This window comes from Vibrio genomosp. F6 (assembly GCF_005146325.1).
GTDB classification, from domain to species: Bacteria; Pseudomonadota; Gammaproteobacteria; order Enterobacterales; family Vibrionaceae; genus Vibrio; species Vibrio cortegadensis.
This window is the reverse complement of record NZ_SYUT01000004.1, coordinates 1-22787: the sequence shown is the minus strand read 5'-3', so window position 1 is coordinate 22787 and position 22787 is coordinate 1. Positions and strand designations below refer to the sequence as shown.

Below are 22787 nucleotides of genomic sequence, written 5' to 3'. Positions count from 1 at the left end.
TTTTTGATTCCGGCAAATTAAAAAGTTTGAGTCGCTTTAGAACCGTTTGTTTAGAACCATTCGTTTTAGAATAATACCGACTATATCCAGCGCCTAACACTCTGCTTATAATCTAAGTACTCTTCCCCAAATTTCTTCTCTAGCACCGCCTCTTCCGGCTCGATTTGAAACCGATTCATATACATGACAAAGACAATATTAAGCGCAACGCTGAGTAGGTTTTGGTAATAGATCGAAAGCCCAATCAGAAGCACCAGCAAACCTAAATACATCGGGTTTCGGGTATATCGGTAAATGCCACTGTCAACCACTGAGGATGCCTCTTCTGGTTTAACTGGGTTCACGGTTGTTTTCGCTTGGCGAAACGCCACAATACCTGAAATACCAACCACACCACTGATGGCGATTGAAACGAATAAAATAGCCAACGAGAATGGCACGGCGATGTGGGCCCCCGCTGCAAACGTATGAGCCGAATGCATAAGAAGAACGACAACAATAAAAACAGCAACGGGCGGGATCTTTAATTCAAGAGCTTTCATCATTCAACATTCCTTGTTAGTTATTATTCAGACAATCCATATCGATTCCAGCACTCGACATTACACACTCGAGCCACAATCTATTTTTGTGAGTGCCAGTTTTGCATATACCCACTTCGCATGTGCCAGAGTAAGCCCAACAAGGTTGTTAAGATCACTCTGGTGTCACTGATATTCTAATCCGCGCTATCCTAGTCAACCAATTGTAGTAATGCTTGCAGTGGATGCGCTAACTTAACCCCTTCAAAGCGTTTCACTTGGCTACGGCATGAGTATCCCGTCACTAAGCATCTCTCTTTCGGTAAGTCCGCTAAACTTGGCTTCCAACTGAGCCCATAAATATCTTTCGACATCTGCAGTTTATCAACTTCATGGCCAAACGTACCCGCCATGCCACAGCAACCAACAGGCACAGTATTCAGCACGCCACCAAAATGAGTGAAAATCGCGCCCCACTCTTTTTCAGCGTTCGGTAGCTTTGTTTTTTCAGTACAGTGTGAGAATAGATACCAAGGTGACGATTCAGACGAACGAGCCTGAGTCTCTAGCTCAAATTCATTCAAACGGGGTAATAGCCACTCATGAACGGTTAACACATCAAAATTACCTCGCTTATCGCCAAGGATCTCGACATATTCATCTCGATAACAGAGCACAAGAGCAGGATCAACGCCCACCAGCGGGATTTCTAAATCAGCGACTTGAGACAAAAATGCCGATGTCGACTGCGCACTTTGAGCAAACTTTTTCAAAAAGCCTTTAATGTGTAGCGCTTTCCCATTGGGTTTAAAAGGCAGTAGCACAGGCACTTTACCCAAGCGTTCAACCAGCAAGATAAAATCTTCTACTACTTGTGCATCGTAGTAACTAGTAAATGGGTCTTGCACAATCAGTACATGATCGGCTCTATCTTGTTTCGAAAGACCAGCCAGTCTTTGCAAGTCAAACTCTTGAAGGCTCGCCTTCCTTAAGCGCTTTTCTAAAGTGGGAACAGACAGCAGCGGAGCGTCTACATACCCAACGGTTTTGGCGGTTAAGCTTTGGATCCATTGCTGCGACAGAGCAGTATTAACCACTAAAGGCGCTTTTGCCATAAGCGGCAGCATGGTTTCAATATTCGCAACCAAGTAGTCTTTTACAGGACGCTGGTAACGAGAGTAATAGATATTCAGGAAACGAGAACGAAAACTTGGTACATCGACTTTGATCGGACATTGACTCGCACACGCTTTGCACGCTAAACAACCATTCATCGCTTCATAAACTTCATGCGAGAAATCCTCTTCATGACGTTTGTTGAAACTATGCCTCACTTTATCAACCATGGTTTTTATCGTTGGCGTCGACTCAAGAACTTGTTGTTCCAAATCCAAAATATCTACGCCCTGTTCTGTCAATTGCCTTAACCACTCCCTGACGAGTCCGGCACGCCCTTTTGGAGAGTGCCGCCTGTCAGCCGTGACTTTCATTGATGGACACATTGGCGAGCTAGTATCGTAATTAAAACACAGTCCGTTACCGTTACACTCCATCGCTTGTTTAAAGCTATCACGGACTTGGACATTAATCTGGCGGTCATAAAAACCACGTTTTGTCCCCGTCACTTTAACTAACTCGGCCTCACTGTCTAGCGGAGTACAAATTTTCCCAGGGTTCATTTTATTGAGCGGATCAAACGCCGCTTTTACACGGCGCAACTCTGTGAACAATTCAGGTCCAAAAAACTCCGGCCCGTATTCAGAACGGAAACCTTTACCATGCTCTCCCCACATCAAACCGCCATACTTCGACACCAACTTCACAACTTCATCCGAAATTTGGTGCATCAATAGCTCTTGTTGAGGATCGCACAAGTCCAGAGCCGGACGCACATGAAGTACACCCGCATCAACATGCCCGAACATACCGTAGTTCAATGATTTCGCATCCAGTAGTTCACGAAATTCAGCGATAAAATCCGCTAAATTTTCAGGTGGGACACAGGTATCTTCTGCAAATGCGACAGGTTTAGCACGACCTTTCGCCGCCCCCAGCAACCCAACCGCTTTTTTACGCATATTGTAAATGCGCCCGATCTCCGATAAATCGTTACAAATCTGGTAACCAATAATGCCCGCATCTTCAGTTTCTAGCATCACGTCAAGTTGGTCTGTCAGTGCTTTAATTTGGGACTCAACTTCAGCTTCATCTTGACCTGCGTATTCGACCATATTAACGCCCAGCATCTCTTTATCTGGAACATCGGTAAACAGATCACTCACGGTGTGCCATACAATATCTTGCTTGGCTAAGTTCAATACTTTTGAATCAATGGTTTCAACCGACAAGGCATTCGCTTCTACCATAAAGGGAGCATTGCGCAGCGCCGAATCAAAGCTGTTGTATTTCACATTTACTAAAGTTCGAGCTTTAGGAATTGGCGTCAGATTCAATTTAGCTTCAGTGATGAAAGCTAAAGAGCCTTCCGCTCCGCACAGCACCCGCGTTAAATCGAATTCATTGGTATCGTCATCAATTGCATTTTTGAGATCATAACCCGTAAGGAAACGGTTCAGAGGTGGGAATTTATCTAGAATCTGACTTCGCTTGTCTCGGCACACCTGCTCTGTGACCGCAAGAGCTTGATGAGCCAGTTCATCTTCACTCGGCAAACCACAAGATAAGTCAGATTCGAGACAAGACCCATCGGCAAAAACGGCTTGAAGTGAAAGAACATGGTCTGATGTTTTACCGTATTTCAGCGACCCCTGACCAGAGGCATCGGTATTAACCATTCCGCCAAGCGTCGCTCGGTTACTGGTTGATAGATCTGGAGAGAAGAAATAACCAAAAGGACGAACAGCATCATTAAGCTGATCTTTGACGATCCCAGACTGAACTCGAACCCAACCTTCTTTATCATTTATCTCAATAACTTGATTCATGTGGCGAGAAAGATCCACCACAACACCTTGCGTCAAAGATTGACCATTAGTACCCGTACCGCCGCCACGAGGCGAGAAGGTGACTCGGTCATATTTTGGATTTGAGCTAATCTTACCAATAAGAATGACATCTTGAGTGGTTCGAGGGTGAACAACGGCTTGAGGGAGTTGTTGGTAAACACTGTTGTCTGTCGCCACCGCGAGACGGCTAGAATATTGAGATTCAATATCGCCAGAGAAACCAGCGGTTTTAAGTTCGTCTAAAAAGCAGACGACAACGGGATCAACATCCGTATTTAAATGAAGTCTTGGTAACATTGCGCTTCCTGCCCCTACTACGCTGATCCAATCAGCTATGGGTTTTGGTTAAAATAATCTTATTCTTTGAATTTAGTCACTTTACACCATCTAAAAAGGTGATCAAATCTGAATCTCAAGACGAAAATGAAACAAGTACTTCCGTTTTTATTTTTACAAGTCACAATGACGACATATAGCATATAAATTGACGCATTTAACGAGCGAATAAATAATGAAAAAAAATAAAGTAGTGACAACCGAAGACATCCTTCTCAAACTTTGTCAGTCAGTGTCTGGTGTACTCACATCTGCGACCAATTCAAAAGTGTCTTACTCTGCAATGGTGCAGAAAATCAACAAAACGAGCCTTAAACCTGATTTCGGCTGTTTCGTTCTATTTGACGGTGGCTTTTCTGGGTTAGTCGTTATCAACTTCACATCAAAGGCAGCATTAGAGCTTTACGCGAACTACATGCGTAATATGGGCATGCCAGAAGATGAATTAGCGGTTTTGCATACGTCAGATGAGGTTGGAGACGTTCTTGGTGAACTGACTAACCAATTAGTTGGCGACTTTACCAATAAGATCCGTAAAGAATTACAAACCAACATTACTCAAAACCAACCAAAAATGTTGTCACTGAATAAACAGGTAAACCTTTCTGTTGATACTAATCTAGATCGCCCACAAGCGCGTCGTGTTACTTTCTCGACTGAGAAAAACAACATTTTCTACCTTGAGTTGGCGATGGATAAAACAGAATTCATTCAATTAGAAGAATTTGAAATTGAAAAAGAGCAGTGCCCAGATTCAATTTTAGCGTCGACTCAAAAGAAAATGAAAGAAGAGCAGGATAAAACTGCAGCGGCATCAGGCGGCAACGATGCAGCAGCCGATCTTCTCGATGAACTAGGTATTTAACCCTCACGCTCTACGACACTAATCAACGCCATCGACGAACTTCATTGGAAGCGAGCCTCGATGGCGTTTTTATTTCACATGTTTCCAAGATATCCAATCATCCTCTCCGCTAAGATTCTTTTTTCTCTCTACCGTTTTGAGTTAAATCTAAAAAACAGGTAAAATGTCTGACTCTTCAAAATAAGCGGATGTTAACAAGCAGTAGATGGATAAGAAAAAAGCCCTAAAGAAAATTGCCAAATGCCTAGAGCTTGGAAATTCAGCCAACGTCAATGAAGCAGCTAATGCCATCAAGATGGCTCATGCCTTGATGGTTAAATATGGCTTGGATAAGGATGATATTGAATTTATCAAAATGGGCAAAACTCAGTCCAGTCACCTTCTACCTGCTAATGTCAGTTCGACTATTTTACGTGTGATCCGCGGTATCAATACTAGATTCGGTGTCGAAGCCGTATTACTTAATCATAAAGGTCTGAAACGCGTTGAATTTATTGGTGAAGCTGACCGCGCTATTTTTGCAGCCTTTGCTTTTGATATCGTTTATCGTGAATTGAATGAACATACTGGTCAGTTCCGAAACAGTTTTTCTGGTTCAGGCACAAGTAACCTTGAAGTGACTCGTCGAGTGAATTCCTTTGTTTCTGGTTGGGTTGAAGGTGCACTAGAGAAACTTCCTATTATTACGCCTGATGAAGAGTCTGCGAATAAGATCAATAATTACATTGATAAAGAGTTTGAAAATATCGATCGCGAAACCTTCAAGCAGCAATTAAGAGAAGCGATGAAAAATTTAACCGCTGATTATGAAGTTGGATTAAAGAAAGGCCGTAAAGTCTCTGTCAATCGTCCGATTAATGGGGCACAAGAACTCAAGAGACTTAAGTAACGGCACTCGCGATAAAATGTTAAGATACCGCATGCGATTCAGTTCATACTTTAGCTGGATCGTGCGTGATTACTTACCCTGACTATAAGAAGCCTTATTTAATGAAACGTTATTTGCTCATTTTTGCTTTTCTCTTCGTAAGCCTAACTTGCAATTTAGCGTATTCCAGCACTGATAATATCGCCCTTCTGACAGCCAAAGCGAATCAAAACGATCCTCAGGCTCAGTATAACCTCGCTCAATCTTACGCTTTAGGCGTCGACACCGAAAAAAACATCGACACAGCATTTCATTGGTATCAGCAAGCCGCAAAAAGTGGCCATAAAGCCGCGCAGTACAAATTAGCTCAAGCCTATGAACTCGGGGAAGGCACCACGATAAACCTTGAACATGCGCTTCGCTGGTACACACAACTTGCTCTTGAGGGGGATAGCAAAGCGCCTTTGAAGTTAGCGAGCCTATTTGAACGTACTAACGTTGATATTAGTGAGCTAGATATGGCTGAAATCTGGTACCAAATTGCGGCAGACACCCTTTCCGATGCTAAGTTAAACACTCAAGCGGAGGATGGCTATTATCGAGTATTAGAGAGGCAATTCAATACTCAAAGAGCCAAGCAACTCTCTTCTATTGACCAACTTGACGCTCAAATTGACCCCATCACTCTGGATATTCCTCAAGATGAACAGGACCTACCTGAAAATTCTGATAGTTGGTCATTTAAAACGTTCATGAACCAACTTAATATTTTTAGTGGTGACTCCAGCATTTTCATATATGCCCCTTGGCTAATTATCGCCATTCTCAGTCTGGTATTGATCATTGCAGTGAAACGCAATCGTCATGATCAAACCAATGAATTGATGGAGCAACAACTGAAGCTTCAGGAAGAACTAAAAGCTAAAACCTTTACGATAAAGCAGCTTAAGCGCCAACTAGAGACGGTATTTCGTGAATTCAAAAAGCATCAGAACTCTTCTAAAAATCAAAAACTGAATATTTCTTGCGCTATATTTGGCTTTACCCCATCAAACATACCCGATGAGAAAAAAATCAAATTACGCTTTAAACAACTATCAAGAATTTACCATCCAGATATGAAAGGCAGTGAAGAAGAGATGAAACGCTTAAATGGCGCTCTTAAAACAATTCTTCATAATGTTGCAAAAAAGTAACAAATAATCAGAATTATCATGTCCAGCTTTCTCTATCTCCTATAAATATTGGCTTAGCAATCGATCTCCCTCTCAAAAATACGTAACAAACAGTTAACTTCATTGTACTATGTATGTCATAATGCACGCCGAAAATGACACCTGAAAACAAAAAGGTGGGGAGAAGATAATGTTCAAAATTGAAGGCGTTTGTGATTGGTGTAAACAGCCAGCTCTACTCGCGAAACATGATTATATTGATGGGAAACACCATCACTCATGTAAAGACTGTAATGCAATGGCAACACTGGATGTACGCCAATTCAATATTGCAGAACAGCAGATGCTCGCACAGCTTCAAAAAGCATCTTAAAGCATCGATAACTGATCGTTGCTCAAAACAGAAAATGGATAGAAAGCGCCGCATACAAGGCGCTTTTTTGATCCCCCAGCATAAATTTTAATCACTCTTAATCTAGGCAAACGCTTTATGCGCCAGTGCCTCTATCTATAATAACGACTGAAGAAACTACTGTATAAGTCATTACTTACACTGGATAAACTCCCTCCTATTTACGTTATTAACTACATCTCGCGTTAACACCTCTCGATACACTCAAAGTGTGAAATAAAATAAATCCTTAAAAATCAACAAATAATAATTAATGTCTAAATTTAGCTTGTGATCGGAGTCTATAAATCCATCAATTAATACTTGATCTTCTCCCTCAAAATAACTACTGTATAGACATACAGCATGTATAGAAGGACAGTGCCATGACTCCAGTATTTATGATTCAGAAAGCTTTAGCTCAAAAAACTTTGACTCAACAAGCAATGACTCAAAAAGCGATGACGCCATTAACGTTTAACTTTGACACTTTTGATCATCACGCTCATATTACCTCTATCAACTCTGTGCCAACTCAAGCGACACAGTTTTGGAAGCGTATCTCTGAGCTCTCGCATCAAAATCAATGGATACTTTTCACGGCTCAATGTCCGCGCCCTTCCATAAAGCAACTCACACGATTTAACACTTGCAGCAGCAAAGTGATTCATATGAAGGCTTCTAGCTACCAGTCTGAGTTTGAAATCGCAATCAAAGCGATTCAATCAGGTAATGCGAGTGCTGTTGTCGTTAGCAATAATATTGATGAATTTGGTCAACGCCAACTCAACATTTTGGCTAAGAAGCACCAATGCGAAGTGTTTTTTACTGAACATTCATCTCAGGTATTGCACTAATAATTTTGGTTTACCTCATGAACACTGCCCTGTTTGACTAAATTATTTCGCCTCCTTCATCGGAGGTTTTTTTTACTTCCACCAACACTTAGCAAACGTTTGCTTTTTGCTGGATGGAAATTAATTTTCTGGTATGATGCATCCAATAACGATGCCTACTAGAAACGATGCCAACTTGAAATGACGCCTACTAGGTATTTTCTCCGTGTGATGTTTAATAAAAGATAGGAATGTCTAATGAGCTTCGCTGACCAAGTTCTTGCCGTAAATGATGACCTCCCAATTCGTACCAATAAACCTGTTCATAGTGGAAAAGTACGCTCTGTTTATTGGTTGACTGAAGAAGACAGCCAACGATTAATCAAAGAAAAAGGATACAACGTCTCACCGGACGCTCCACTTGCGATTATGGTGATCAGTGATCGTATTTCTGCATTTGATTGTATATGGCATGGCGAGAATGATTTGAAAGGTGTTCCAGGGAAAGGTGCCGCTTTGAACGCTATTTCTAATCACTGGTTTAAGTTATTTAAAGATCATGGCTTAGCGGATAGCCACATTTTGGATATCCCTCATCCATTTGTCTGGATTGTCCAAAAAGCGCGCCCAGTTATGATTGAAGCTATTTGTCGCCAATATATAACCGGTTCGATGTGGCGCGCCTATGCCAACGGTGAACGAGAGTTTTGCGGTATTGAAATGGCAGATGGCCTTGAAAAAGATAAAGCCCTACCAAACTTGCTTATCACGCCATCAACTAAGGGGATTCTTAAAGGCATTCCTGGCGTTCCAGAAGCTGATGATGTGAATATTACACGTAAGAACCTTGAAGATAACTTTGCCGACTTTAATTTCAGTAAGATTGAAGACATCGCTCAGTATGAAAAATTATTGAAAGAGGGCTTCGGAGTAATAAGTAACGCTTTAGCTCAAGTGGGGCAAACATTTATCGATACCAAGTTTGAGTTTGGTTATGTGAATGATGCACAAGGCATTGAAAAGCTGATTTATATGGATGAAGTCGGTACTCCTGACTCTTCTAGAATTTGGGACAGCAACGAGTATCAACACGGCAAAATTGTTGAGAATTCTAAAGAAGGTTTCCGTCAGTTTTTACTCAATCACTTCCCTGATCCTGACATCCTTCTTAATAAAAACAGGATGCCTGAAAGAGAAGCACTTGCTCGTGATAATGCGCTTCCACTTGATGCATTAATGTCGGTATCTCGCACTTATATCGATATTGCGGAAAAAGTAACGGGGCAAAAAATAGAGTTAAGCGATAATCCGAAGCAAGAGATCATTGATATCTTAAGCAAAGAGTACAATCTTATTGATTAGTCCAATCTAAGCGATTCTGGTAAAAACAAAAAAAGAGCCATCATTTGGCTCTTTTTTAATGTTCAATTTTCACATCTCTACGTTTACCGAATAAGCACCAATGAACTTTGTCTATGTGGCATTAACTCATGTTCAGCGATTCAACTTAGTCACCAGCCACAAACTAAAGAGTGATGTAAAACTCATCTGGCGACGTGTTATTGATAACCAGTTGGCCGCGATCTTCAATATGCTTAATTTGCTCTTTCTCTAATGGGTAAGGCATTACGACTTTCAGCTCTTCAATCCCTTCAAGTTTGGCAAGTTTCGCCAAAGTGACAATATTGGACTCATCGCTTTTACGTGAGGACATGGATTTCAGTGCCATTTCCCATAAACGATCTTCTGGCTTGGTTAGCTCTTTAATGTTGTCACGCCAAACAATTCCAAATATCGGAGCAAACGAGCTCATTGCCTCTAAAAACGTCCATTTTTTACTGCACGAAGCACCAAGAAACGATGTGTAGTCAAATAGTACGCTCGCATCTTCCTGTTTATCCATAATGTCCCCCGACATAAACGCAACACGATATGTTGTGGTTAATATCAACCAATTCCCCCTATATAGCAATAGGATATAAAAGAACGGTCTTTTATACCCTCTCAACCATTCAAAAGGAAATATGAAACGCAAGCTTCTAACATAATTCACACATTAATTTCAAATATTCGCTTAATTGATTAATATTATGCAGAATAAATAAATACAAATTCGCCAGATGTTTACTCTCCATATAAGTTGCATCTATTTATTACCGAACATCGACGACTCGACTCGCTTTTTTATATTGAATTCGCCAGCCTTTCCATGTTGGTAGCTCCCACCTTTTTGGATTGCCCTTTCTAGACCCACGCTGATATATCACGTGTATCAACTTCTTCGAGACATAATATTCAACCGTTAACTGAAGATCAGCCAAAGCGATACTTTGAGGGTATTGGTGAGCAAAATCATCAAACTCCCAGTAAGGAATGCCTTCAAATGTAAAGTCACTGTTGTCGAAAATACTTAGCTCTTCAACATCCTGAATCTCAAGTTCAGTGAGTTGGTCAATAAACCACTGTTCAAAATTGATCTCGCCATGGGTCGAGTGCTGTGCATCAAGTCCTAGCTCTACGTATAATTTCCATAGGTTGATCTCCATTCGCCGTTCGTCAGCGAGCCCGATGAGCCACTCATTTCGATTTACCGCATCAACAATTGGCTTTAAAAGCAGTTCTCCTTCTGGCATCACTTGCCGAGTCGTCAATAGGCGTCCTGCGTATCGCAATTCCATCTCCGTTAGAATTTGATTATTTCCTGAGCTTTGTTCGCCACTTTTTACCACCGTTGTTTCACCCTGAACCCAATCCCCCAATTCAAGCTCGATTAACAAGCTAAGCGGAACTGGTAGCATAACGGTTGCTAAATTTAATGTTTGCTTAACGCCCCGTCCTGGAATGCTATGGGTATCCATCACAATGGCGGCCTCTGCTTTATCAGAAAATCGACTATGCCGCCCTACTGCAACTTCCATTTCTCCATTTGCCAAGGCTTGGCGACGTTTTTCTCTTCGAACGAAAACCAACTCCGGATGTAATTGAGCAATGCTAGTTAGAAATAGATGACGGTCATATCGCGAAGCAACGTCAAGCTGTGGCAATTCAAACGCCTCTCTCATTTGCTTAGACAGTCCCTTTGCCTCTTTTAGCGCTTCTTGTTCAACCTGAATCGAATCAAAGGTTCTCCCTCTGACTAGGTTAATCAGTATTTCACCATCGCAATGATGAGGTTCCTGTTTCTCAATCGGTTGGTCATCATCCTGATGAGGTTTGATTTGATAAATCGCCGCAGGAACCGATAGTGCGGCTGCCAGATCAACCATCACTTCTTTTAATGCTCTTGATGGCATTCTAGTGACGAGGTCGGCATATAGAGCATCTATCGGAAGCGGTGATAAAATTGTCCCATGCGGTGTAATCTTACCTTCGGAATCGATGGCTTGCATAAGTCGCAATTTTTCCGTCGCAGATGCCATGGATTTAGATGGTAGATCGTCTAAGAATGGCAACTGATCTAACGAATATCCACAACTCGCAGCCGCAAGCATAGGCTCAATTAACTCTTCTCGCTGTAATTCTGGTGGCGTCATACTTTCTAAGGCGGCATGCTCTCCATACAATCGAATACACAGTCCATCCATTACCCGCCCGGCTCGACCTGCCCGCTGCTTAGAGCTTGCCTTTGAAATCGACTTTAAACTTAGAGTGGTGCGTCCATTTCTCTGAATAGTCCGCCGCTCAAGCCCAGAATCAATCACGGTTGAAATATTCGGGATGGTTAACGATGTTTCAGCCACGTTGGTTGCCAGCACTACTTTCTTTAGATGAACATCTGAGCTTTCAGAGTCACCACTATTTTCTGAATCATGAACCTGCAATGGTTGAGCGTTCAAGGCTAATTTACGCTCTTTATCTGAAACGGAGGCATGCAACTTCACAACAACACAGCCAGCAATACTTTGTAGCATCTGAGCACATTGTGTGATCTCTTTTCTTCCAGGTAAGAAGACCAAAATATCACCCGGACTGGCTATCAGCTGTTTTTTAACTTCATCGACAATTCGATTCTCAAGCATTCGAATATCGGGAAGTTGCTGGCTCTCACTCGTACGATAGATATAGTCCACATCAAACAGGCGTCCTTGGGATTGGAGCCGAGTGGCATTCACATATTCGGCCAGTCGATGCCCCTCTAATGTCGCAGAAGTGACAATAAGCCGATGACGATTCGCCTCCTTCAATAACGCCACCAGAAGATCGGTGTCCCAGCGCCGCTCATGAAATTCATCGATCATGACAATATCAAAATCCGCTAGTTTGTTTTCAGAGAACCAGCGCAGTGCGACTCCTGGGGTAACAAAAACAATGTCACTATCTTCGCTAAATTGAACGTCTAGTTTGATGGCGTAACCAATAGATTGCCCTACCCGCTCTAGCCGCTGACTGGCTGTATATTCCGCGAGTGAAGTACAGGCGATTCGACGAGGTTCAATCACTAATACTCGGCCGTATTTCGATGCCCATAATGGAAGTTTGGTTGACTTACCCGATCCCGTTTCAGCTTCTACAACAAGATTATATTTTGCGATAGTGGCTTCAAATTCAGAAAATAGCGCGTCTATTGGAAGTGAATGCATGTTATTAGTAAATAATATGGAGATTTGCGTTATTATACTCCAAAGACATAAGCGAGTGTTTGTTTTCCCAAACCTTAGCCTATGCTATTTACAACTGAATAACTTAACCGTTATCATTTTTAAGATCCCCCAAACCCTACATAGGCACAAAATGAACAACGATAAACGCCCGCTCTATATTTCATATGCTGGTTCAGCACTTCTTAGTACGCCATTACTAAACAAAGGAAGCGCGTTTTCAGCATCTGAACGTAGCTCTTTTAACTTAAATGGTTTACTTCCAGAGACGACTGAAACAATCCAAGAACAAGTTGGCCGTGCTTACCAACAATACTGTAATTTTGAAAATGATATGGATAAGCACATTTATCTGCGTAATATCCAAGATACAAACGAGACTCTATTTTATCGTTTAGTCCAAAATCACGTTTCAGAGATGATGCCAATCATTTACACGCCAACGGTTGGTGCGGCATGTGAAAATTTCTCTAACATTTATCGTCGTGGTCGTGGCCTTTTCATCTCTTATCCTAACCGCGATAAAATTGATGATTTGCTGAATAATGCGGCTAACCACAACGTAAAAATCATTGTTGTCACGGATGGGGAACGAATTCTAGGTTTGGGCGACCAAGGAATCGGGGGAATGGGTATCCCAATCGGTAAATTAGCATTATATACGGCATGTGGTGGGATAAGCCCAGCATACACACTTCCAATCGTGCTAGACGTAGGTACCAATAATCCACAACGTCTTGCAGATCCTATGTATATGGGTTGGCGTCATCCTCGTATTACTGGTGCAGATTACGATGCGTTTGTAGAAGAGTTCATTCAAGCGGTTCAACGCCGTTGGCCTGATGCGTTAATTCAATTCGAAGATTTCGCCCAGAAGAACGCAATGCCACTACTTGAGCGATACAAAGATCGCATCTGCTGCTTCAATGATGACATTCAAGGTACTGCCGCCGTCACTGTTGGCTCTTTAATCTCAGCTTGTAAAGCGGCGGGTAGTAAGCTTTCCGATCAACGTGTAACCTTCTTAGGTGCCGGTTCCGCTGGTTGTGGTATTGCTGAAGCGATCATTGCGCAGATGGTGTCTGAAGGTATTGATGATGCACAAGCTCGCTCTCAAGTTTACATGGTGGATCGCTGGGGCCTACTGCAAGAAGGTATGCCTAATCTGCTTGATTTCCAACAGCGCTTGGTTCAAAACAGTGCAAACACCAAAGATTGGGAAAGCGAAGGCACAGATTACTCACTTCTTGATGTGATGAAAAATGCTAAGCCAACGGTATTGATCGGCGTATCTGGTGCTCCAGGTCTGTTTAGCAAAGATGTTATCCAAGAGATGCACAAACATTGTGAGCGTCCGATTGTATTCCCTCTTTCGAATCCAACGAGCCGAGTAGAAGCAACACCGAATGATATTTTGCGTTGGACTGATGGCCAAGCTCTTGTGGCGACTGGTAGCCCATTCGATCCTGTCATGCACAACGGACAACGCTTCCCTATCGCTCAGTGCAACAACAGTTATATTTTCCCTGGCATTGGTTTAGGCGTACTTGCTGTCAACGCATCACGCGTAACAGATGCGATGTTGATGGAATCGAGCCGAGCTCTCGCGACATGTTCTCCACTTGCAATCAATGGTACTGGAGCATTGCTTCCACCACTGGAAGAGATCCACCTTGTGTCGAAGAAAATTGCTTTTGCTGTTGCTAAGAAAGCCATTGAAGAAGGCGTTGCTCTAGAAATCACCGATGAAGCGTTACAACTGGCGATTGATCAGCAGTTTTGGCAGCCTGTTTACCGTCGTTACAAACGTACTGCATTCTAATTTTTACTGAATGACACTCTAATTTAAAAAGCCCTTATGATTGTGACATAAGGGCTTTTTTTATATTATCAACATTCTCATTTTACCGATTTGGAATTATTAGTTTTAGTGAAGCCATTGTTACTTTCTTCATTACACTTCCTTCGCCGACATCGAGCATTGATTCGATACATCTTGCTATGTATTTCTATATCGTTGATTCTTCTCGCTACTGTTGTGTTTTCTATCGACCGATGGGTCTCTTGGCAAGCTGAAGATAGAATTATTCAATCATCTGAACAGGTCGATTACTTTGAGGTTGCTGTGGTACTCGGTACAAGTAAGTATTTAGGTCGCACTCTAAACGAGTATTACGCTCACAGAATTGAAGCCGCTATCGAGCTCTACCAAGATGATAAAGTAGACCACTTTCTTCTGAGTGGCGACAACGCACATCGATCTTATAATGAACCTTGGACAATGAAACGAGATCTCCTCAAAGCGAACGTTTCAGAAGAGGACATTCACTTGGACTATGCAGGTTTTCGAACTTTAGATTCGATTGTCCGCGCAAAAGAAATTTTCGATACCGATGATTTTTTGATTATTACGCAAAAATTCCACTGTGAAAGAGCGCTATTCATAGCCCACTCTTATGACATCAACGCGCAGTGTCTAGCCGTTTCTGGCCCAACCCACCACTCCGGGTTCTCCATTCGTTTTCGTGAAATTTTTGCCCGAACTAAAGCTTTTTTAGATCTCTACATCATCAATACGCAGCCTAAATTCCTTGGTCCAAAAGAACCAATCTTACCTAATCCAGCCTCTTCCGCTTCAAGAACCATATCAAATGGGTAATTTCTTACCCATTTTTAATTTTCTTCGTCACATTTTCATCTAGCACGTTCAAAACTCCTCAGCAGCTTTCCATCCAGTTAAGTAACATCAAGACAACAAAAGAGTACAAATTAAAACAATTAACTCAAGTCAGATACTTTACTAAGCAGAACTTAGCTTCAAATAACAATAATTACCTGAAGTTAAGTAAAAGGAGCACTTATGACAGCACTCGCAGTAACCTTACGGAACTGGTTTTTTACTCGAAACAGCATGATTCTTGTCGGAAACACTCTACTATTTTTTACTTTACTGAATGTTTTACCTTTTGATGAGAACGTTGTGACTGGCTTAAGTATCCTTACTTTTGTAGCAGTGCTTTGGTTAACGGAAGCGGTGCATGTCAGTATCACAGCCCTACTGGTTCCAATGTTGGCAGTCTTACTAGGGGTATTTAATACCCAAACCGCGCTCAATAATTTCTCTAACTCTATCATCTTCCTTTTTCTTGGTGGATTCGCTCTTGCTGCTGCACTACACAAGCAGGAACTCGATAAAGCTATTGCTGACAAAGTCCTCATTATCGCCAAAGGTAAAATGTCTGTCGCGGTCTTTATGCTATTTGGTGTGAGTGCTGGTTTATCAATGTGGATCTCTAACACCGCAACGGCTGCAATGATGCTGCCTTTAGTTCTTGGGGTTATGAGCAAACTGGATAAAAACAAAAACCACAACACTTATGTATTCGTACTACTTGGGGTGGCCTATTGCGCTTCAATTGGTGGTATTGCCACACTGGTCGGTAGCCCACCCAATGCTATTGCAGCCGCAGAAGTTGGCCTTAACTTTACGGAGTGGATGGCACTAGGGCTACCTATTTCCCTAATTCTTCTTCCAATCACTATGTTTGTTCTGTACATCATGATCAAACCCGATCTTAACCATAAGTTCGAATTAGATCATAAACCTGTGGAGTGGACAAACGGCAAAAAAATCACATTAGCGATTTTCCTTTTAACCGTTAGCATGTGGATATTCAGCAAGCCGATTAATGCCATGCTAGGTGGCTTCTCTAAATTCGATACGCTTGTTGCGATTGGCGCTATTGTTCTTCTTGGCGCATCAAAAGCAGTTGAATGGAAAGATGTCGAGAAGACCACGGATTGGGGTGTTCTTATCCTATTCGGTGGTGGTATTTGCTTAAGTAATATCCTTAAAGCAACAGGCACCAGTGTCTTCCTTGCGCACTCTCTAAGCGGCTTCCTTGAGCAAGCAGGAATGCTATTAACTATTTTGACTGTGGTTGGCTTTGTTGTCTTTCTCACTGAATTTGCCAGCAACACGGCAAGCGCAGCACTACTCGTACCAGTATTTGCAACCATTGCTGAAGCTTTAGGTATTTCACCTGTGATCTTATCTGCTCTTATCGCTGTTGCGGCTTCTTGTGCCTTTATGCTGCCAGTCGCAACGCCACCGAATGCGATCGTTTTTGCCTCTGGTCATATCAAACAGCGTGAAATGATGCGAGTGGGTATGGTGCTAAATATCGTCTGTATTTTTGTACTTACCATCTTTGCGTGGATTTTCTGGTAAGCAGCTGCTCTTCAGAATGCGATTTCCCTGAGCACTACTCTGCAAGCTCCTATTAAGTTTGCAGGTTTCCCTTTTGGTGGCGTTCGCGTCACCTTTTTTCCATTTCCAGCTCTTCCACTGTTTAACCTCGATCTTTTTCACTCTCTTTTTTGCTACACTACTCGTCTAAAATAAGAATAATCTTAAGAGTAATGTCATGTCTTTATTAGCTAAAGGTACGCTGAGTAAAATGCGTGCATCATTGGATGGAAAAGTTCAATACCGCTTGCCAGTCGGTGAGGAGTTAGTTGACCTAAATCCATTCATCGGTAAGTCTCTAACCTTGGTCCATACTGGGAATATTTTCTGTAGTGCCTGTGGGAAGAAGACGAAAAAAAGCTACTCGCAAGGCCACTGTTTCGTCTGCATGAGAAAACTTGCCAGCTGCGATATGTGCATCATGAAGCCTGAAACTTGTCACTATGAAGCAGGCACTTGTCGTGAACCGCAATGGGGCGAAGAAAACTGCATGGTAGACCATTATGTTTACCTTTCTAATACTTCTAGCTTAAAGGTCGGGATCACTCGTCACACACAAATACCTACCCGTTGGATTGATCAAGGTGCGACACAAGGCTTGCCGATCTTTAAAGTGAAAACTCGCCATATTTCAGGGCTGATCGAAATAGAATTAGCAAAACATATTTCGGATAAAACGAATTGGCGGACGCTTCTTAAGGGTGATGGCGAACCTATGCCACTGGAAGAGAAGTTCGCTCATTTACTACCGTTAGTTGAGCCAACCATTGCTGAGATTAAAAAGAAATACGGGGATGATGCCGTACAACTTCTCAATGAAACGACCACTGCTATTGATTACCCGGTTGATGAGCACCCCGTCAAAATAACATCACACAATTTTGATAAAAACCCAGAGGTCACTGGTATTTTGAAAGGCATCAAAGGTCAATATTTAATTTTTGATACTGGCGTGATTAATGTTCGAAAATTCTCATCGTATGAAGTCGAAGTAAGCGACCCGCAATAGCGCATCTTCTTCATTAACGCTTCTTCATTCATAGCAAAAAATGCCAGACAGATTTCACTCTGACTGGCATTTTCATTTAGCTATAGCTATCAACTATGTTTCTAATTGCTCTAACCCACCAACTGCTAAGCAACACTATTCAGTTTTGGCTTAGAGGTGTTATTGGTTAGCGTTTCGCTGAAATCATGGCTAAAGTGGTCAACTTGAATCGCCTTGTATCTCAGTTTATCAGCCGCAATAATTTGCTCAACTTCCTCTTGGGTTAATACATTCGCTTGAAGGGCTTGTTCCAGCCTATCATTCAATAGACCTTTCCTCGCAATTTTACCCTCTTTCGCTGCGCGGTATAATTTACGCTCTAATCCTTTGATGTCGTACATTGCGATGAAGGCTTCTTCCATCAGACCTACGCTATCATTCTCATCGTCACCGATATAACACAGGTGAGTTAAGCGATCACGATGCGCTCCAGGTGTCATCACACTTTCCGCTAATCTTACCGTAAGCGTGTCGCTTGGTTTTTCAAAATGGTTACCTACTGGGAAAATCAGTGTTTTCAAAATTCGACCAACCGCTTTACTTGGGAAGTTGGTATAAGCTTCTTGCAATGATTTAGCAGCATTATGTAAACAGTGCTGAATGCCATAATGAACATAATCCAGATCCGCTTGTTGGCGTCCTTCATCTTCATATTTCTTAAGCACAGCAGATGCCATATATAGGTAGCTAAGACCATCACCTAAACGCGCTGAAATCATCTCTTTACGTTTGAGATCACCACCTAATGTCAGCATTGCAAAGTCAGCACTTACTGCTAATGCTCGGCTCATACGAGTCATATCTTGGTAGTACACCTTGGTAGGCCCGCTCATGTCAGCTTTAATGAAACGTGAACCTGTTAGGGCTGCACCAAATGCACCCAATGTGTTCTTCGTTGCATGGCCAATATGTTTGAATAGCAATGAATCAAACTGTTTTGCACCTTCTTTTTCATCTGGATTCGCAGCCGCTTCCATCTCTTTCAGTACATATGGGTGGCAGCGAGTGGCACCTTGACCGAATATCATCAAGTTACGAGTAAGAATATTCGCGCCTTCAACAGTGATTGCCACTGGAATGCCAAGATATGGCGCAACCAAGTAGTTCATCGGGCCATCTTGAATCGCACGTCCTGAGTGAATATCCATCGAGTCATTTAGGATAGTACGCGCAATTTCTGTCATGTGATATTTAGCGATTGCAGTCACAATTCCCGGCTTCTCTTTTAGATCTAGAGATGTGGTTGTTAACGTACGACTTGCTTCGAGTAGGTATGTAAGCCCACCAATTCGGCCGAGGCTTTCCGCTACGCCTTCAAATTTACCAATCGACATACCAAACTGCTTACGAACATAAGCATACGCCCCAGTTGTTCGAGCCGTTAGATGCCCCATAGCAGAACCTAGCGCAGGAAGTGAAATACCACGACCAGCAGATAGGCATTCCACTAACATTCTCCAACCTTTACCCGCATAATCAGATCCACCAATTAGCCAGTCCATTGGAATGAAGACATCTTCTCCACGAGTTGGACCATTCATGAATGCGAGCCCAAGTGGATCATGACGTTCACCAACCACGACACCTTCGTGATCGGCTGGAATAAGCGCACAAGTAATGCCTAGTTCATCTTTATCACCCAATAGGTGTTCTGGATCGTTCAGTTTAAAGGCTAAACCAACAACGGTTGCGACAGGTGCAAGGGTGATATATCTCTTGTTCCAACTTAATTTAATACCCAGTACTTCTTTGCCTTCATGGGTGCCGTAACACACTGTACCCTGATCTGGGATCCCACCGGCATCCGAGCCGGCTTCAGGACCAGTCAATGCAAAACAAGGGATTTCCGTGCCATCCGCTAGACGAGGTAGCCAGTAATCTTTCTGCTCTTGAGTCCCGTAATGCGATAATAGTTCGCCTGGTCCCAAAGAGTTTGGCACCATAACGGTAACCGCTGTACTGATACTGCGGGTCGCAATCTTGGTTACAATCGTAGAGTTAGCCAGTGAAGAGAAGTTTCTACCGCCGTACTCTTTCGCAATAATCAGCGAAAAGAAACGTTCTTTACGTAAGAATTCCCAGACTTCTGCTGGCAAATCACGATCTTCTTTCACTATCTTTTGATCGTCTAACATGGCGAGTAATGTTTCTAGCTCGTTATCAATAAATGACTGCTCTTCAGATGATAGTGTTGGTTTTGGATAATGGTGCAGCTTTTTGAAATCCGGTTTACCTGAAAACAATTCTCCATCCCACCAAACACTTCCTGCTTCCATCGCCTCTTTCTCTGTATTAGAAAGGGGTGGCAATACTTTTTTAAAAAATTTAAAAGCAGGGTCACTAACCCATTTTTGTCTTAGAGAGCTCATAGTTCAGATCCTTTTGTTCCATATATTGGTGGGTATTTTTATTAGTATCTTTGTTAGATATAGCTTTGTTATGCACAAGGCTTTGGTATTGCAATCAGTCGGCAGCAACGCCTGCTGATAAGTAGGGTATTATCTGGTCAATAACCGCAGTGGCATCAACCGCTTGTCCAAAATCGTTATAGGCAATTTCTGATAGTGCTTTACTCGACGCCATGGTGAACACGCAAGTTCCTAGTGTAAAATGCAAGCGCCAAAATAAGGTCGCAGGTGTTAAGCTAGGATTAGCAGTCATCACAGAGCGTGTAAAAAGTGAAAGCACTTCACTATAGCGAGTGGTAATAAACCATCTTAAATGCCCTTGGACATCGGTGTAACCACGTCCAATTAATGACATAAATAGGCTCGTCCCGTTAGGTCTAACACCATCTAAAGCCAACAATGGGGCCCGTAATGACTCGAACACCTCTTCCATGCTATATGAATCTTTATCGTTCAAATCGTTAGTATTCAACTCGATCAGCGCCTTCTCTACAGATGGCATGAATGCTTCTAAATATCGGTTCAGTACCGCTCTTACTAAGGTTTTCTTATCCCCAAAGTGATAATTGACTGATGCTAGATTCACGTTTGCTTTGCTCGTGATGCTTCTAAGAGATGTGTCGTTAAAACCATGCTCAGCAAATAGCCCTTCTGCGACATCTAAAATTTTATCTTTAGTACTACTTTTCGAGGCCATTTTAATCACTCGTATTAAACAACTGTTTGAAATATACTCTTAGCACATTTATTTAACAAGCAATTAACATCACACTTTTTACTATTGGTCGGACCAGAGGAAGATAACGCCTTGAATAGATAAGAAATAAAAAGATTCAAAAGAATGACAAATAAATTGAACTGATGGGTAAGTTGGCAGTCTGATTAATTGTAACCAAGAGATGCATTGAGAAGTTAAACAGGCCGTCTAACTACTTCTATCTTGTTGGCTACGAAACCACTGCTTTTTCTAAATAACTCCTATATTTGTATCCGCCCAACCCATCTTGGTTTGGGCTTTTTTTTACCTTGCGTTTGAGAGGTAAACCTAATGGCCTAATAGCCAAATGAATAGTTAGCAAAGCTCAAAAGCCTCTTACCTTTCATGATAAGAGGCTTTTGTTCAGGCAATTAGCTATGCCGCATCGTTTTTGATTATCTGGCTTAAAATATCTAGGCTCTCTAAGCTTGCTAAATCAGTCGTAATATTTTCGATAACAATGCTTTGTTCAAACCCTCCTCCCTCTGATGGTACGCTAAGCGTGACATCATCACTTCCAACGGTAACATCGATACTATTGAGTAACGTCATCACATCACCTGGGTCATTCGGATCATCAAGCAAGTCGTTTAAGTCGATCAAATCTTGTCCAACGGTAAAGTCTTTGACGACATCAGTACCGCTATCTAAGGTGCTATCCAACCAAGTAAAGATATTTTCACCATCATCACCGATTAATAAATCATTACCCAACTCAGCATTTAGAGGTTCATTATCTGCCGCTGTTACAACGTTATAACCATCGGTTTCCAAAACATTGATCGTCACCGTTTCTTGGGTACTTTTATCCCCATTTGAGTCTATAGCTTGGTAATCGAAAGTCACATTCTCTGTAATCTCTTGCGCACCTTCTAAGTATCTCAGCTCCCAGTTCCCACCTGTTGAACTTAATGAAATGTCCACAATCGGGTTATCTGGTGATGAATAACTGAATTCATATAAGATTTGGCTATTACCCGTATCTCCCACATCTTTTTGGTACTCTTCAGTATGAATGTCACCATTTTCAAGCGTGTAAGTAGCCACAATTTTCACACTGCTATTAGAATTAAACTCTCCTCCCATTCCATCGAGCCCGAGAGTAACAACATCGAGTGGGTTATCACTTAAATCAATATGCAGAGCCTCCTGCATATTCATACCGCTACCTTCATTATCCCCAATACCGTATCCAACATGAGGTTGGTCACCTGTATATTGTTTCAATGGCTTATCGTTGTTATCAGTGATGGAAATTCGAATTTCTTTACCATTATCGAGCGTGACAAGTCGCTCTGTATCGCTGACTTTTTCACCCCAATTGTAGAATCCATCATCAGACATTGGGGTATCTTCGGTTGGATCTTCTCGAATACCTATGGTGAACAGCTCGCCCTCTCCTGGAACATAACTGATGCTATCCTGTTCGAATTGAGTTTCGCTTGAAACATCCGCAGAGGTTATTTCACGTGTTACGCCATTTGGATCGGTATAGAGCAAAGTGCCAGATTCAGGAAGTGAGTTAACTAAGATATGCAGTGGCACGGAGTTGTAATCGTCCTCAACATCAGAAATGAAATCATATGCCGCGTTATCTGAATTGAACACTATCGGAGTAACCACGACATCTCCAAGATCGATTTCAAAACTATCGGCTTGAGGGTTATCCGGATCACCATGAATAACAACGCTGATTTGATGGGTAACGCCATCAGTCGAACTCACGGTGTAGATTTCGGTGACGGTTTCTCCCTCGTCCAGATATTGCA

General features: G+C 42.2%; 17 protein-coding genes. 10 read left to right on the top strand and 7 right to left on the bottom strand.

Features of this window, described 5'->3' with window-relative positions; genetic code table 11:
• Window positions 1-80: 80 nt before the first annotated feature.
• Window positions 81-542, bottom strand: coding sequence for a methyltransferase family protein (locus tag FCV43_RS00145; RefSeq protein WP_136993678.1), 462 nt, complete (start codon window positions 540-542; stop codon window positions 81-83).
• Between the two features lie 191 nt (window positions 543-733).
• Window positions 734-3784, bottom strand: a complete 3051-nt coding sequence (ydiJ, locus tag FCV43_RS00140; protein ID WP_136993668.1) for a D-2-hydroxyglutarate dehydrogenase YdiJ — start codon at window positions 3782-3784, stop codon at window positions 734-736.
• A gap of 214 nt (window positions 3785-3998) precedes the next feature.
• On the opposite strand from ydiJ, the gene FCV43_RS00135 reads away from it, so the two are divergent.
• From FCV43_RS00135 to FCV43_RS00110, 6 genes are all read left to right on the top strand, one after another.
• Window positions 3999-4688, top strand: coding sequence for a DUF3334 family protein (locus FCV43_RS00135; RefSeq protein ID WP_017052537.1), 690 nt, complete (start codon window positions 3999-4001; stop codon window positions 4686-4688).
• Between the two features lie 205 nt (window positions 4689-4893).
• Window positions 4894-5577, top strand: a complete 684-nt coding sequence (locus tag FCV43_RS00130) for a DUF2786 domain-containing protein (RefSeq protein ID WP_017052536.1) — start codon at window positions 4894-4896, stop codon at window positions 5575-5577.
• A gap of 101 nt (window positions 5578-5678) precedes the next feature.
• Window positions 5679-6752 (top strand): J domain-containing protein, encoded by a 1074-nt coding sequence (locus FCV43_RS00125; RefSeq protein WP_136993667.1) that lies wholly within the window; start codon window positions 5679-5681, stop codon window positions 6750-6752.
• A gap of 169 nt (window positions 6753-6921) precedes the next feature.
• Entirely contained in the window at window positions 6922-7104 is a 183-nt protein-coding gene (locus FCV43_RS00120; protein WP_017052534.1) for a hypothetical protein, read from the top strand.
• A gap of 404 nt (window positions 7105-7508) precedes the next feature.
• Window positions 7509-7979 (top strand): hypothetical protein, encoded by a 471-nt coding sequence (locus tag FCV43_RS00115; protein WP_136993666.1) that lies wholly within the window; start codon window positions 7509-7511, stop codon window positions 7977-7979.
• Between the two features lie 237 nt (window positions 7980-8216).
• A complete protein-coding gene (locus FCV43_RS00110) occupies window positions 8217-9320 on the top strand; it encodes a phosphoribosylaminoimidazolesuccinocarboxamide synthase (RefSeq protein ID WP_136993665.1) in 1104 nt (367 codons plus the stop codon).
• Between the two features lie 163 nt (window positions 9321-9483).
• On the opposite strand, the gene FCV43_RS00105 is transcribed toward FCV43_RS00110, so the two are convergent.
• Together FCV43_RS00105 and FCV43_RS00100 are read right to left on the bottom strand one after the other, a co-directional pair.
• Window positions 9484-9861, bottom strand: a complete 378-nt coding sequence (locus FCV43_RS00105) for a hypothetical protein (protein WP_017052531.1) — start codon at window positions 9859-9861, stop codon at window positions 9484-9486.
• A 250-nt stretch (window positions 9862-10111) separates the two neighbouring features.
• Window positions 10112-12538: a helicase-related protein gene (locus FCV43_RS00100; protein WP_136993664.1), complete on the bottom strand. Its 2427-nt coding sequence runs from the start codon at window positions 12536-12538 to the stop codon at window positions 10112-10114.
• A 151-nt stretch (window positions 12539-12689) separates the two neighbouring features.
• On the opposite strand from FCV43_RS00100, the gene FCV43_RS00095 reads away from it, so the two are divergent.
• From FCV43_RS00095 to FCV43_RS00080, 4 genes are all read left to right on the top strand, one after another.
• Window positions 12690-14378: an NAD-dependent malic enzyme gene (locus tag FCV43_RS00095; RefSeq protein ID WP_113795322.1), complete on the top strand. Its 1689-nt coding sequence runs from the start codon at window positions 12690-12692 to the stop codon at window positions 14376-14378.
• Between the two features lie 162 nt (window positions 14379-14540).
• Window positions 14541-15215, top strand: coding sequence for a SanA/YdcF family protein (locus FCV43_RS00090; RefSeq protein WP_261889481.1), 675 nt, complete (start codon window positions 14541-14543; stop codon window positions 15213-15215).
• A gap of 201 nt (window positions 15216-15416) precedes the next feature.
• Entirely contained in the window at window positions 15417-16787 is a 1371-nt protein-coding gene (locus tag FCV43_RS00085; protein ID WP_017052527.1) for an SLC13 family permease, read from the top strand.
• Window positions 16788-16983: 196 nt separating this feature from the next.
• A complete protein-coding gene (locus FCV43_RS00080) occupies window positions 16984-17814 on the top strand; it encodes a DUF2797 domain-containing protein (RefSeq protein ID WP_136993663.1) in 831 nt (276 codons plus the stop codon).
• A gap of 125 nt (window positions 17815-17939) precedes the next feature.
• On the opposite strand, the gene FCV43_RS00075 is transcribed toward FCV43_RS00080, so the two are convergent.
• The 3 genes from FCV43_RS00075 to FCV43_RS00065 form a co-directional block, all read right to left on the bottom strand.
• Window positions 17940-20222, bottom strand: coding sequence for an acyl-CoA dehydrogenase (locus FCV43_RS00075; RefSeq protein ID WP_136993662.1), 2283 nt, complete (start codon window positions 20220-20222; stop codon window positions 17940-17942).
• Window positions 20223-20316: 94 nt separating this feature from the next.
• On the bottom strand, window positions 20317-20958 hold the full coding sequence (locus FCV43_RS00070; RefSeq protein WP_113795318.1) for a TetR/AcrR family transcriptional regulator: 642 nt from the start codon (window positions 20956-20958) through the stop codon (window positions 20317-20319).
• Window positions 20959-21393: 435 nt separating this feature from the next.
• The coding region (locus tag FCV43_RS00065; RefSeq protein WP_136993661.1) for a VCBS domain-containing protein at window positions 21394-22787 on the bottom strand (1394 nt) is incomplete at its 5' end.